The organism is Stenotrophomonas sp. P2112, assembly GCF_041897515.1.
Taxonomy (GTDB): Bacteria; Pseudomonadota; Gammaproteobacteria; order Xanthomonadales; family Xanthomonadaceae; genus Stenotrophomonas; species Stenotrophomonas sepilia.
This window is the reverse complement of the sequence record NZ_CP169216.1, coordinates 1,673,163-1,686,730: the sequence shown is the minus strand read 5'-3', so window position 1 is coordinate 1,686,730 and position 13,568 is coordinate 1,673,163. Positions and strand designations below refer to the sequence as shown.

General features: G+C 67.5%; 13 protein-coding genes. 4 read left to right on the top strand and 9 right to left on the bottom strand.

The features are described from left to right. Positions 1-29: 29 nt before the first annotated feature. Together edd and eda are read left to right on the top strand one after the other, a co-directional pair. Complete coding sequence (gene edd / locus ACEPA4_RS07905) at positions 30-1,946, top strand: phosphogluconate dehydratase (RefSeq protein ID WP_005416126.1); 1,917 nt, start codon at positions 30-32, stop codon at positions 1,944-1,946. Between the two features lie 205 nt (positions 1,947-2,151). After that, positions 2,152-2,811 carry a bifunctional 4-hydroxy-2-oxoglutarate aldolase/2-dehydro-3-deoxy-phosphogluconate aldolase gene (gene eda, locus ACEPA4_RS07900; RefSeq protein WP_065185209.1) on the top strand — a complete coding sequence of 220 codons (660 nt, stop codon included), beginning with the start codon at positions 2,152-2,154 and terminating at the stop codon, positions 2,809-2,811. A 292-nt stretch (positions 2,812-3,103) separates the two neighbouring features. Here the strand turns inward: eda and ACEPA4_RS07895 are convergent, their stop codons facing one another. The 3 genes from ACEPA4_RS07895 to ispG form a co-directional block, all read right to left on the bottom strand. Further along, positions 3,104-3,751: a response regulator gene (locus tag ACEPA4_RS07895; RefSeq protein WP_005416124.1), complete on the bottom strand. Its 648-nt coding sequence runs from the start codon at positions 3,749-3,751 to the stop codon at positions 3,104-3,106. 170 nt (positions 3,752-3,921) lie between these two features. Continuing rightward, complete coding sequence (locus tag ACEPA4_RS07890) at positions 3,922-4,701, bottom strand: phosphatase PAP2 family protein (protein ID WP_065185210.1); 780 nt, start codon at positions 4,699-4,701, stop codon at positions 3,922-3,924. Further along, positions 4,682-5,947 (bottom strand): flavodoxin-dependent (E)-4-hydroxy-3-methylbut-2-enyl-diphosphate synthase, encoded by a 1,266-nt coding sequence (gene ispG, locus ACEPA4_RS07885; RefSeq protein WP_049423521.1) that lies wholly within the window; start codon positions 5,945-5,947, stop codon positions 4,682-4,684. Before ispG ends, ACEPA4_RS07890 begins: the two co-directional genes overlap by 20 nt. A gap of 114 nt (positions 5,948-6,061) precedes the next feature. On the opposite strand from ispG, the gene ACEPA4_RS07880 reads away from it, so the two are divergent. Further along, the gene (locus tag ACEPA4_RS07880; protein WP_164093461.1) at positions 6,062-7,288 is read left to right on the top strand and encodes an ATP-binding protein; all 1,227 of its coding nucleotides are present in this window, start codon (positions 6,062-6,064) and stop codon (positions 7,286-7,288) included. Next, positions 7,285-7,848: a response regulator transcription factor gene (locus tag ACEPA4_RS07875; RefSeq protein WP_005409063.1), complete on the top strand. Its 564-nt coding sequence runs from the start codon at positions 7,285-7,287 to the stop codon at positions 7,846-7,848. The genes ACEPA4_RS07880 and ACEPA4_RS07875 overlap by 4 nt, the downstream gene beginning before the upstream one ends. Before the next feature lie 87 nt (positions 7,849-7,935). Here ACEPA4_RS07875 and pgi read toward each other — a convergent pair whose 3' ends face one another. The 6 genes from pgi to pcnB all read right to left on the bottom strand — a co-directional run bounded on the left by pgi (position 7,936) and on the right by pcnB (position 13,537). Continuing rightward, positions 7,936-9,450 (bottom strand): glucose-6-phosphate isomerase, encoded by a 1,515-nt coding sequence (gene pgi, locus ACEPA4_RS07870; RefSeq protein ID WP_139726968.1) that lies wholly within the window; start codon positions 9,448-9,450, stop codon positions 7,936-7,938. Continuing rightward, positions 9,447-9,827 carry an aspartate 1-decarboxylase gene (panD, locus tag ACEPA4_RS07865; RefSeq protein ID WP_006432456.1) on the bottom strand — a complete coding sequence of 127 codons (381 nt, stop codon included), beginning with the start codon at positions 9,825-9,827 and terminating at the stop codon, positions 9,447-9,449. The genes pgi and panD overlap by 4 nt, the downstream gene beginning before the upstream one ends. 161 nt (positions 9,828-9,988) lie before the next feature. After that, positions 9,989-10,828, bottom strand: coding sequence for a pantoate--beta-alanine ligase (panC, locus tag ACEPA4_RS07860; protein ID WP_139726967.1), 840 nt, complete (start codon positions 10,826-10,828; stop codon positions 9,989-9,991). Then, positions 10,825-11,640, bottom strand: a complete 816-nt coding sequence (panB, locus tag ACEPA4_RS07855) for a 3-methyl-2-oxobutanoate hydroxymethyltransferase (RefSeq protein ID WP_049439732.1) — start codon at positions 11,638-11,640, stop codon at positions 10,825-10,827. The genes panC and panB overlap by 4 nt, the downstream gene beginning before the upstream one ends. Before the next feature lie 34 nt (positions 11,641-11,674). Further along, a complete protein-coding gene (folK, locus tag ACEPA4_RS07850; protein ID WP_005416118.1) occupies positions 11,675-12,160 on the bottom strand; it encodes a 2-amino-4-hydroxy-6-hydroxymethyldihydropteridine diphosphokinase in 486 nt (161 codons plus the stop codon). 3 nt (positions 12,161-12,163) lie between these two features. Beyond that, positions 12,164-13,537 (bottom strand): polynucleotide adenylyltransferase PcnB, encoded by a 1,374-nt coding sequence (gene pcnB, locus ACEPA4_RS07845; protein ID WP_069138026.1) that lies wholly within the window; start codon positions 13,535-13,537, stop codon positions 12,164-12,166. Between the last annotated feature and the right edge of the window lie 31 nt (positions 13,538-13,568).

Sequence of the window (13,568 nt, the reverse complement as noted above, 5' to 3'; positions counted from 1 at the left end):
CCTCTCGCCACCATGAACGCCGGTAGCCAATGAGCCTCCATCCTCAACTGCAAGCCATCACTGAGCGCGTCATCCGCCGCAGCGCCGCCTCGCGCGCCGCCTATCTGGCCGCGATCGATGCCTCCCTGCGTGAGGGCCCGTTCCGCAGCCGCCTGAGTTGCGGCAACCTCGCCCACGGGTTCGCCGCCTGCGGCGGCACCGACAAGAGCCGCCTGCGCGGCGGCGTGACGCCGAACCTGGGCATCATCACCGCCTACAACGACATGCTGTCGGCCCACCAGCCGTTCGAGACCTATCCCGAACAGATCCGCGACATCGCCCGCGAGCTGGGCGCCACCGCGCAGGTCGCCGGCGGCGTCCCTGCGATGTGCGACGGTGTCACCCAGGGCCGTGGTGGCATGGAGCTGTCGCTGTTCTCGCGCGATGTCATTGCCCAGGCCACGGCCATCGGCCTCAGCCATGACATGTTCGATACCACCGTCTACCTCGGCGTGTGCGACAAGATCGTGCCGGGCCTGCTGATCGGTGCGCTGGCCTTCGGCCATCTGCCGGCGGTGTTCGTACCGGCCGGCCCGATGACCCCGGGCATCCCGAACAAGCAGAAGGCCGAAGTGCGCGAGCGCTACGCCGCCGGTGAGGCCACCCGCGAAGAGCTGCTGGAAGCCGAGTCCGCGTCGTACCACGGTGCGGGCACCTGCACCTTCTACGGCACGGCCAACTCCAACCAGGTGTTGCTGGAAGCCATGGGCGTGCAGTTGCCGGGCGCATCGTTCGTCAATCCGGGCACGCCGCTGCGCGACGCCCTGACCCGCGAGGCAACCGAACGCGCGCTGGACATCACCGCACTGGGCGACGATTTCCGCCCGCTGGGCCGGATCATCGACGAGCGCGCGATCATCAACGCGGTCATCGCGCTGATGGCCACTGGCGGTTCGACCAACCACACCATCCACTGGATCGCGGTAGCGCGTGCGGCCGGCATCGTGCTGACCTGGGACGACTTCGACGAACTGTCGCAGCTGATTCCGCTGCTGGCCCGTGTCTACCCGAACGGCGAGGCCGACGTGAACCGTTTCGCGGCCGCTGGCGGCCCGGCCTTCGTGTTCGGCGAGCTGATCAAGGCGGGCCTGATGCACGGCGATCTGGTCAGCGTCGCGCGTGGCGGCATGTCCGACTATGCGCGCGAGCCGCAACTGCGTGACGGCCGGCTGGTCTACCTGCCGGGCCTGGAACACAGCGCCGATGACGAAGTGGTTCGTGGCGTCGACAATCCGTTCGAGCACCAGGGTGGCCTGCGCCTGCTGCGTGGCAACCTCGGCAAGTCGCTGATCAAGCTGTCGGCGGTGAAACCGCAGTACCGGACGATCGAAGCACCTGCGGTGGTGGTCGATGCACCGCAGGTATTGAACAAGCTGCACGCCGGTGGCCTGCTGCCGCAGGACTTCGTGGCGGTGGTGCGCTACCAGGGCCCGCGTGCCAACGGCATGCCCGAACTGCATTCGCTGGCACCGCTGCTGGGCCTGCTGCAGAACCAGGGCCGGCGCGTGGCGCTGGTCACCGACGGCCGCCTGTCCGGTGCGTCGGGCAAGATCCCGGCGGCCATCCATGTGACGCCGGAAGCGGCGCGTGGTGGCCCGCTGGCCAAGGTCCGCGAGGGCGACATGATCCGCCTCGACGGCGAGGCCGGCACGCTGGAAGTGCTGGTGGACGCGGCGGAATGGGCAGCACGTCCGCTGGCGCCGAACACCGCGCCGGCCGCGCATGACCTGGGCCGCAACCTGTTCGCGATCAACCGTCGCGTGGTGGGCCCGGCCGACCAGGGCGCGATTTCGATTTCGTGCGGGCCGGCGGCGGCCGATGGCGGGCCGTGGGAGTACGACGCGGAGTATGAGCTGGGGCACGATGCCGCAGCGGCGGCGGCGCCGCATGAGGCGAAAGACGCCTGACGCGAAAAGCCGCGGCAGGCTTCCCGGCTTGGGCAGTAGAGCGCCCTGGCCGGGACACGCCGTAAACCCATTCATGGGGGCTCGATCGCGGCATCCATGCCGCTCACAGTCCCGGCCAGGGCGCTCTACTGCCCTTGGACAATTCCCGGCGCGTCATTTGCGCTGCGGCCACTGAATCAAGAAGAGCAAAGGCAAGGGCAAAAGCATGGGTATCGAACAACATCAGGTGAAGGCGGCGGAGCTGTTGCATGCGGCGGGCATCCTGCCGGTGGTGACGATTCATACGCTGGACCAGGCGCGAGCGGTCAGTGCGGCGCTGCTGGAAGGTGGTCTGCCGGCGATCGAGCTGACGCTGCGCACGCCGGTGGCGATGGAAGCGCTGGCAATGCTCAAGCGCGAGCTGCCGGACGTGGTGGTGGGCGCCGGTACGGTGCTGACCGTGGAGCAGATGCAGCAGTCGATCGATGCGGGTGCTGACTTCCTGGTGACCCCGGGGACGCCGCCGGCGCTGGCTGATGCACTTGCCGCTGCGCCGCTGCCGGTGGTGCCGGGTGCGGCGACGCCGACCGAGCTGCTGTCGCTCTACGCCCGCGGTTTCCGCGTGTGCAAGCTGTTCCCGGCCACAGCCGTGGGCGGGCTGGCGATGATCAAGGGACTGGCCGGCCCGGTTGCCGACCTCAAGCTGTGCCCGACCGGCGGCATCACCGAGAACACCGCCGCCGAGTACCTCGAGCAGAAGAACGTGGTCTGCATCGGTGGTTCGTGGATGGTGCCGGGCAACTGGATTGCCGACGGCGAATGGGGCAAGGTGCGCGCCAGCGCCGCCGACGCCGCGAAGATCATCAAGCGCGTGCGCGGCCACTGACATGAAGATCGGGGTCAGAGCCCTTTCCCGCCGGGAAAGGGATCCGACCCCAGGTTGCGAGCGCGCACAGCGCGCGACCCGCTCCTGCTCTTCAATCTTCATTCCGCGGTGGCGGCGCACGGAAACTGTCGGTGGCCCTGCGGAGGGATTGCGCAGGGGCGTAAGCGCCATGGATGGCGCGCCCGAGCCTTCAGGGATGGATTCACGGCGTCCCCTGCGCGGTCCCTCCGCAGGGCCAACCCCAGAAATCCAACCGCACCACCGCGAGGGGCTCAGCCGTTGGCCGAAACCCTTACAACGGCCGCGCCGGATCCACCAGCCCGTACTGGCTGGCCATGCGCGCCAGCGCGATGTTGTCGTGGATCCCCATCTTCTCGAACAACCGCGCCTTGTGCGTGTTCACCGTCTTCGCACTCAGGCTCAGGCGCCGCGCGATGTCTTCCTGGCGCAGGCCTTGGGTCAGCAGCAAGGCTACTTCCAGTTCGCGCGGCGACAGGCTGTCGAACGGCGATCCATTGCCCTCCACCGTCGACAGGGCCAGGTTCTGCGCGATGCTGGTGCCCAGGTAGCGACGGCCCATGGCCACATCGCGCACCGCGCGCAGCAGCTCCTGTGCATCGCAGCCCTTGCCGATGTAGCCCGCGGCCCCCGCCTCCAGCAAGCGCTTCGGCAGCGGCCCGTCTTCCAGCACCGATACGATCACCACGCGGGTGTTGCGGTGGCTGCGGACGATGCGCTCGGTCACTTCCATGCCACTCACACCGGGCAGGTGCAGGTCGCACAGCACCACGTCCGGCAACAGCTGGCGGACGTCGCGCAGTGCGTCTTCACCCGTCTCGGCTTCGCCCACCACCTCGATGTCGGTCTCCCCCGACAGGATCATCTTCATCCCGGTGCGGACCAGCGCATGGTCATCCACCAGGTAGACTCGAATCGTCATTCACGTACCTCTTCGAATGCGGCCATTGCAGGTCAAGCTAGGCAGGGCGCCGATACCCCTGCAAGCGCGTCCGGGACGCGATCCAGGCGTTCTGCCTTGCGCATCACAGTAACGCGCGTTGTGCTTGCCCCCTGTCTTGCAGAACCTGCTGCAACGAAACAACTGATCTATTACGTAGACGCCCCGGAAGGGTCATCCACGTCACCCCCCTGTGATGATGCTTCGCTGGCCGTCGCTGGCGGCGAATCCCGATGTCGCCAAGGATGCCGGCGACTGAACATGACCAGATAGCACCCTACCACCCAAACCAGCGCGGCACACCATCCGGCCAGGATGTCCGAGGGATAATGCACGCCCAGATAGACCCGTGAGACGCTCACCAGCAGGCTGAACGGGGGCGCCAGCAGCAGTACCGGCCAGCGCCAGCGGGTATTCCAGGCCAGCAGCACCAGGGTCGCGGCAAGGGTCATCGAGCCCATGGCGTGCCCGCTGGGGAAGCTGAACGTCGATTCCGGCGCAATCGACTCCCACAGGCTGGGGCGCTGGCGCTGGAAGAAGTGCTTGCTGCCCATGTTCAGCAACGCCGATCCCACGAAACTGACCGCGACAAAGGTCGCCTCGCGCCAGCGCCGGTAGCCCAGCAGCGCACCGATGATCAGCACGTCAGCAGGGATCAGGAACCACTCGTAGCCCAGTTTCGAGATGAGCACGAAGAAGCGGTCCAGCCATGGCGAATGCAGGCCATGCATCTGCCACAGCAGCGGCGCATCGAAATGGAACGATTCAAATTCGTGCACTTCGTCAGCCAGGGCGACGAAGCCCGCCAACGGCAGCAGTACGCCACCGAACAGCAGGACCAGGCGCCAGGCGTTGCGCGCCATCCAGTGGCGGAAACCGGAGGCCGACTCCGGAGCGGCGAGGATCGCAGGCTTATCCGGCGCTTCGGACATATTTGTGTTCGACGTAATCGTCGATCAGGGCGACGAACTCCTGGGCGATGTTGTCGCCACGCAGGGTCACCTTCTTCTCGCCATCGACGAATACCGGTGCTGCCGGCGTCTCGCCCGTGCCCGGCAGGGAGATGCCGATGTTGGCATGGCGCGACTCACCCGGCCCATTGACGATGCAGCCCATCACCGCCAGGGTCATGTTCTCCGCACCCGGGTGGTGGATCTTCCACAGCGGCATCTTCTCGCGCACATGGTTCTGCACCACTTTGGCCAGTTCCTGGAAGAACTCGGAGGTGGTGCGGCCGCAGCCCGGGCAGGCCGTGACCAGCGGCGTGAAGGCGCGCTGGCCGGTGGTCTGCAGCAGTTCCTGGGCGACGATCACTTCCTGCGTGCGCGACTGGCCCGGTTCCGGGGTCAGCGAGATGCGGATGGTGTCACCGATGCCTTCCTGCAGCAGCACGCTCAGCGCTGCCGACGAGGCGACGATGCCCTTGCTGCCGATACCGGCTTCGGTCAGGCCCAGGTGCAGGGCGAAGTCCGAGCGCTGCGCCAGGTCGCGGTACACCGCGATCAGTTCCTGCACGCCACTGACCTTGGCCGACAGCACGATCCGATCGCGCGGCAGGCCCAGTTCCACGGCCTGCTCGGCCGAATCCAGCGCCGAACGGATCAGCGCCTCACGCAGCACGCGGCCGGCGTCCCAGGGCTGCTCGCGCAGGTTGTTCTCGTCCATCAGCCTGGCCGCCAGGGCCTGGTCCAGCGAGCCCCAGTTGGCACCGATGCGCACCGGCTTGTTGTAGCGGATCGCGAACTCGATCAACTGGGCGAACTGCAGGTCCTTCTTCTTGCCGAAGCCGACATTGCCCGGGTTGATGCGGTACTTGGCCAACGCTTCCGCACATGCCGGTTCGGCAGTGAGCAGCTGGTGGCCGTTGTAGTGGAAGTCACCGATCAGCGGTACATCGATACCCATCATCGCCAGCTTGTCGACGATGCGCGGAATGGCCGCAGCGGCTTCCACGGTGTTGACGGTCAACCGCACCATCTCCGAACCTGCACGCCACAACTCGGCCACCTGCTTCACGCTGGAGGCCACGTCGGAGGTATCGGTGTTGGTCATCGACTGCACCACCACCGGCTTGCCCCCGCCTACGGTGACCCCGCCGATCTGGACGGCATGGGTCTGGCGGCGGGGCCAGGCGGTGGCATCGGAGGGGGGAGTCGGGCGGGTGACGGCGTCATGCATGGGCGCATTCTACCGCCCACTCCCGCATTCGGGGTGACTCGCATTCAGCCTGCGGCACGGCTGCGGCCGATTGTCGCAGGCATGTACACGCATGAACGCATACGATGAGCGTGAATGACCGGTCCCGACGCCCCGTTTCTCCGTACCCTGTGCAGCCTGCGCTGGCTTGCCGTAGGCGGCCAGGCCGCCACCATCCTGGTCGCGACCTGGGTGCTGGGCCTGCCGTTGCCGCAGCTGCCGTTGTGGGCCGGCGTGGCGGTGCTGGCCCTGTTCAACGTCTATACCCAGCTGCGCCCGGAAGCGGCCGACACTGCGCCGCTGACCGCATTCGGCCATATCCTGGTGGACGTGATCATCCTGACCTGGATGGTGGGCTGGAGCGGCGGCATGGCCAACCCGTTCAGCTCACTGTTCCTGATCCTGATCGCGCTGGCCGCCTTCGCCCTGCCCCTGCGCTGGGCACTGGCGGTCGCGCTGGCCTGCCTGCTCGGCTACGCCGCCAGCGGCATTTTCGGGCAGGCGCTGCCGGACGGCTACTTCCGCTCTCAGGACCTCAATCGCTGGGGCGTGGTCGCAAACTTCCTGATTTCCGCCACAGTGGTGCTGGCCTTCTCCACCCGCCTGGCACTGGCCCTGCGGGAGCGCGAACTGGAACTGTCGGCGCTGCGTGAGCGCTTCGCCCGCAACGAGGGCATCGTCGCCCTGGCCACCCATGCCGCCTCGGTCGCGCATGAGCTGAACACACCGCTGGCGACCATGACCCTGCTCGCCGACGATGTCGCCGAGCGCAGCGAAGAGCCTGAAGTGCGCGAAGACATGGAAACCCTGCGCGAGCTGCTGGTGCAGTGCCGGGAACGTGTGCTGGCGCTGGCCGCACCAGCCTCGGCCGACGCGCCGGGCCGCAGCCATTCCAGCGCCCAGCAGGTACTTGAACAATGGCGCCTGGTGCGGCCGACCATCGACCTGCACCGCAATGACGATGCGCCGCTGCGGCTGCCGCTCGACCCGGGCGTAGGCCATCTGTTGATGGTCCTGCTCAACAATGCCGCCGATGCAGGCGAGAAGGCCGGCCGGCCGCGCGTGGACCTGGACCTGCGCATGGAGGGCGACGACCTGATCGGCGAAGTACGCGACTACGGCCATGGTTTCGACGCCCGTGCCGCCGTGCTGCCGGGCAAGCTGTTCGGCAGCAGCAAGAGCGAGGGCATGGGCGTCGGCCTGGCCCTGTCCCATGCCACCATCGAACGCCTCGACGGCGAGATGTGGATGCGCCCGGCCCAGGGGGCCGGCAGCCGCGTCGGCTTCCGCCTGCCGCTGGCCCCACGCGAGGAAACCCCATGAGCGCCTCAACCCTTGGTCTGCTGGTCGACGACGACGAGCTGTACCTGCGCACCCTGCAGCGCAGCCTGGCCCGCAAGGGCCTGGAAACACAGACCGCACAGGATGCCGCCAGTGCCCTGGCACTGGCCCGCCAGCATCCGCCGGCGTTCGCGCTGATCGACCTGAAGCTGGGCAGCGATTCCGGCCTGGCGCTGATCCAGCCGCTGCGCGCACTGCGCGCGGACATGCGCATCCTGCTGGTGACCGGCTATGCCAGCATCGCCACCGCAGTGGAGGCGATCAAGCTGGGCGCGGATGATTACCTGCCGAAGCCGGCCACGGTGCCGATGATCCTGCGCGCCCTCGGTGAAGAGGACGACGGCCCGGCCGACGATGGCGAAATGGAAGTGCCCGATGCGATGACGCCGATCAGCCGCCTGCAGTGGGAACACATCCAGCAGGCGATGCACGAGACCGGCGGCAACGTGTCCGCGGCGGCACGCCTGCTCGGCATGCACCGGCGCTCACTGCAGCGCAAGCTGGCCAAGCGGCCCAGTCCGGAACGCGATCCGAGCCGGTGACGCGGTAGTGCCGGCCGCTGGCCGGCAACCTCATGAACGCTGGGCACGTCACCGGAATGCCGGCCAGCGGCCGGCACTACCCGGGCATCAGCCCTTCAGCTGCGCCAGGATCTCGCGGGTCATCGGGTCGGCAACCGCCACATCCTCGCCCTGCAGCGCCGGCAGCAGGCCACTGGCCAGCTGCTTGCCCAGTTCGACACCGAACTGGTCGAAGGCGTTGATGTTCCAGATCACCGACTGCACGTACACAGCGTGCTCGTACATGGCGATCAGTGCACCCAGCGCCTGCGGGGTCAGCGCGTCGAGCAGGATCAGCGTGCTCGGCCGGCCCCCCGGGTAGTCGCGGTGCGGATCTTCGCTGCCCTGGCCATTGGCCAGCGCTTCGGTCTGCGCCAGCAGGTTGGCCAGCAAGGCCTGGTGATTGATCGTATAGGGATCATCGTTGTGCACACAGCCGATGAAGTCGGCCGGAACGACGCTGGTGCCCTGGTGCAACGCCTGGAAGAAGCTGTGCTGCACATCGGTGCCCGCCCCACCCCACCACACCGGCACGGTGTCGACGGTGACCGGCTGGCCGTCGCGCTGCACGCGCTTGCCCAGGCTTTCCATCACCAGCTGCTGAAGGTAAGCCGGCAGCAGCGCCAGGCGCTGGTCGTAGGTCATCACCGCGTGTGTGGCATGGCCCAGCAGGTTGCGGTTCCAGATGTCGGTGAGGCCGTGCAGCACCGGCAGGTTGCGCTCCAGCGGTGCATCCAGCGCATGCGCATCCATCTGCGCCGCGCCTTCCAGCAACTGTTCAAAGCGCTCGAAGCCGATTGCCAGCGCAATCGGGAAACCGACCGCCGACCACAGCGAATAACGGCCACCGACCCAGTCCCACATCGGCAGCACGCGATCGGCGGCGATCGCGAAGGCCTTGGCGGCGCGCTCCGGATTGGCGCTGACCGCATACAGGCGCTCGCTGCCACCCAGCCAGTCGTGCAGGATCTGGCCGTTGAGCAGCGTTTCCTGCGTGCCGAAGGTCTTGGAGATCAGGATGCCGGCGGTCTTCGCCGGATCCAACGTGGCCAGCGTGCGCTGCATGGCGGCGCCGTCCACGTTCGACACGAAATGCACGCGCAGGCGCGCACCGGTGACCGGGCGCAGCGCATCGGCGACCAGGCGCGGGCCGAGGTCGGAACCCCCGATGCCGACACTGACCACATCGGTCACGCCGCTGTCTTCCAGCGCGCGCACCAGCACGCCCATGCGCTGGCGGATGCCACGCGCGGTGGCATAGGCCTCGGCCGCCACCGGCGCATCGACCACGTCGCCACGCAGCGCGGTATGCAGCGCGGCGCGGCCTTCGGTCAGATTGACCTGCTCGCCGCGGAACAGGCGGGTGATGGCGCCACCGACATCACGGTCGGCAGCCAGCGCCAGCAACGCCTGCAGCGCCGCGGCATCGTATTTCTGACGGGCGAAGTTGACGTACAACGGACCGACCCGCAGCGCCAGGTCCTGCACGCGGCCGGGTTCGGTGGCGAGCAGGCTGGGAATGCTTGCGCCCTTCAGGCGCTGGGCGTGGGAGTGCAGCGAGTCGAATCCGTTGTTCGTTGTCATGCGGCCTGGGTCGGGATCGTGTCGTTGGTGTGGGTGATCTGGTTGTTGCCATCAACGTACACCAGCTTCGGCTTGAAGCTGTCAGCTTCCTGCTCGGTCATGCTGGCGAACGCGGCGATGATGATGATGTCACCGACCTGCACGTGGCGCGCGGCGCCACCGTTGAGCGAGACAACGCCGCTGCCGGCTTCGGCGCGGATGGCATAGGTCGAGAAGCGCGCACCGTTGGTCACGTCCCAGATGTGCACCTGTTCGAACTCGCGGATGCCAGTGGCAGCCAGCAGGTTGTCATCAATGGCGATCGAGCCTTCGTAGTTCAGCTCGGAATGGGTGACGGTGGCGCGGTGGATCTTGGTCTTGAGCAGGGACAGGTGCATGGGGGCGCTGCAACGGCAAAGGAAAGAGCGGATTCTAGCACCCGCACAGCGCCGGGCATTACGGCCGGCAACCTGTTCAGGTAGGCGGTGAAACCGGAGGCGGATCCCTTTTCCCCTGGGAAAGGGATCTGACCCCATGCATCGCGCGGCGCCGCCGGAGTTCAGAACTCCAGGTTGTCGATCAGCCGGGTGGTACCCAGCCGTGCGGCGATCAGCGCCACCCGGCCGCCGCCGTCGAAGGTCGGCTCGGCCAGCTCCGGAGTGCGCAGCACCGCGTAGTCAACCTGGAAACCGGCCGCCTGCAATGCGGCAGTGGCCTCGGCCTCGATGCGATCACGTGCCTGCCCGGCCACGTAGCCTTCGCGCATGCCCAGCAGGGTCCGGTGGATGGTGGTCGCGACCGGACGCTGTTCGGCGCTCAGGTACTGGTTGCGCGAGCTCTTGGCCAGGCCATCCTCGTCGCGCACGATCTCCGCACCGACGATCTGGATCGGGAACGACAGCTCGGCCACCATCTGCTTGATCACGGCAAGCTGCTGGTAGTCCTTGCGGCCGAACACGGCCACGTCCGGCTGCACCTGCAGGAACAGGCGCGCCACCACCGTGCACACGCCATCGAAGTGGCCCGGGCGGCTGGCACCTTCCAGCACTTCACTGACACCCGGCGCGTGCATGCGCGTGGTCCTGTCCACGCCCAGCGGATACATCGCCTCCACGCTGGGCAGCCACACGGCATCGCAGCCGACCTGTTCCAGCCCGGCCACGTCGGCCTCGGGCGTGCGCGGGTAGCGGCTGAAATCCTCGTTGGGGCCGAACTGGGTCGGGTTGACGAAGATGCTCGCCACCACCTTGTCGGCGTACTGGCGGGCCAGGGTCACCAGCGAATGGTGGCCCCCATGCAGGTTGCCCATGGTCGGCACCAGCGCCACGCGCAGCCCCTCGCGCTTCCACTGGGCGATCTGCTCGCGCAGTGCGCCGAGCTCGTTGAAGGTCTGGATCATTGGGCGTACGCGTGCTGTTCGTCGGGGAAGCTGCCGTCGCGCACGGCGTCGGCAAATGCGCGGGTGGCACCGGCCACCGAGCCGCCTTCGGCAAGGAAATCCTTGACGAACTTGGGACGGCGATGACCACTGTCCAGGCCGAGGAAATCGTGCAGCACCAGCACCTGGCCATCGCACTGCGGGCCAGCACCGATACCGATGGTCGGCACATCCACCGCAGCGGTCACTTCGGCGGCGACGGGGGTCGGCACGCATTCAAGCACCATGATGCTGGCGCCTGCGGCGGCCACGGCCTTGGCATCCTCCACCAGCTGGCGCGCAGCATCGCCGCGGCCCTGGATCTTGAAGCCGCCCAGGCGCAGCACCGATTGCGGGGTCAGGCCCAGGTGCGCGCAGACCGGAATCTCGCGCTCGACCAGGTAGCGGATGATGTCGACCTTGAAGCCGGCACCTTCGATCTTGACCATCTCGGCACCGGCCTGCAGCAGCTGCAGCGAGGCATCCAGCGCGCGTTCCGGGGTGGCATCGGCACCGAACGGCAGGTCGGCCACCAGCAGCGCACGCTGCAGCACGCGGGCCACGGCGCGGGTGTGGTAGACCATGTCGGCCACGGTCACCGGCAGGGTCGAATCATGACCCTGCACGACCATGCCCAGCGAATCGCCGATCAGGATCAGATCGACGCCGTTGGCATCGAAGGTGCGGGCGAAGCCGGCGTCGTAGGCGGTCAACATGACCAGCTTCTGGCCATTGCGCTTGGCCTCGGCCAGGGCGGGAACGGTCCAGGGCTTGCTGTCTGCGTGGGTGCTCATGTGCTGATAACCGGGGGAGATAACCCGGTCATTATCACCCTATCGGCGCAATCCCGCAGGCATCCACCCGCACCACTGCATCCCGCACGCTGCCATGACCGGGAATGGCCAGATCAGGCGCGATTTCGGCCAGTGGCACCAACACGAAGGCACGCTCGTGCAGGTAGGGATGAGGTACCTGCAGGCCGGGCAGGTCGATCACCTGCGTGCCATACAGCAGCAGGTCCAGGTCCAGCGCGCGCGGCCCCCAGTGCACCGCCGGATCGCGCACGCGGCCAAAGCCCCGCTCCAGCGCCAGCATGGCCTGCAGCAACTCATCGGCCGCCAAGGTGGTTTCGACCGCAGCCACGGCATTGACGAACGGCGGCTGATCTTCATTGCCCCAGGCCGGGGTTGCATAGAGCCGCGAGGCCTGTCGCAGGCGCGTTCCCGGCAGGCCGTCCAGCGCGGCAATCGCCGCGCCCACGGTCGCGGCCGCGTCGCCAAGGTTGGCGCCGAGGCCGATCCAGGCGAGGGTCATCGCTTACTCGCCCGCCGCAGCAGCACCGGGACGTCGACGGCGACGGCGGCGCTTGCGCGGTGCCCCGCTCTCGTCATCGCCGTCTTCACTGTGCATCGCATCCAGCGACGACTCCAGCTCGCGACCGGACTGCGCCTGTACTTCGCGCCAGAACTCGACATCCACTGCATGCTCGGACGAAGCGACCTGGCGCAGGCTGAGGAAATCGAACGCGGCGCGGAAGCGCGGGTGGGTCAGGGTACGGAATACGCGCTTGCGCTGGCGCGAGCTGAAGCGCGACTGCAGCAGCCAGATCTCCTGCATCGGCAGCGAGAAGCGGCGCGGCAGCGCGATGGTGCTGAGCTGCTGCACGGTGACCCGGTCGGCGGCGCGGCGCTGCGCCTCTTCCGGTGCCACTCCCTGCTTGAGCAGGGTCGCCTGTGCGCGGCAGAACGCCGGCCACAGCAGCAATGCGAACAGGAACGCCGGCGAGACCGGCTCGTCGTTGGCCACGCGAGCATCGGTGTTGGCCAGGCCCTCGACCAGCATGCGGCGCAGCGCGCCGGTGCGGTTGGACTTCAGCGCCCTGGCGCTCTCCGGGAACAGCACGTCGAGCAGGCCGTAACGCTCAAGGCCTTCGAAGCTGGCCACGCCGTGCCCGGACAGGAACAGCTTGAGCACTTCCTCGAACAGGCGCGCCGGCGCGGCTTCGTTGAGCAGGCCGGCCAGGTGCGGGATGGGCGCGGCGGTACCCTCTTCGATCTGGAAGCCGAGCTTGGCCGCCAGGCGCACCGCACGCAGCATGCGCACCGGGTCTTCCCGATAACGCTGCTCGGGATCGCCGATCAGTTTCATCAGGCGCGCCTGGACGTCTTCGAAGCCGCCGGTGTAGTCGCGCACCGAGAAGTCCTCGATGGCGTAGTACAGGGCGTTGCAGGTGAAGTCTCGGCGGACCGCGTCGTCTTCGATGGTGCCGTACACGTTGTCGCGCACGAGCATGCCGTTTTCCATCTCGCGGTCGCCGCTGCCGTCATCGCTGTTGGCACGGAAGGTGGCGACTTCGATGATTTCGCGGCCGAACACAACGTGGGCGAGGCGGAACCGACGACCGATCAGGCGGCAGTTGCGGAACAGCTGCTTGACCTGTTCGGGCGTGGCATCGGTGGCCACGTCGAAATCCTTGGGTTGGCCATTGACCAGCAGGTCGCGCACCGCGCCGCCGACAAGGTAGGCGCCGAAGCCGGCATCGCGCAGGCGATAAAGCACGCGCAGGGCGTTCGGGCTGATGTCCTTGCGGGAGATCGTGTGCTGGTCGCGCGGGATGACGCGCAGGCTGAACGGTGATGTAGCAGGGGAAATGATGTTGGCGCTTCCGGTTGAAGTTTCGGGATTGCCCAATGGCATCGAGGTGCATATACTAGCGCTCCTG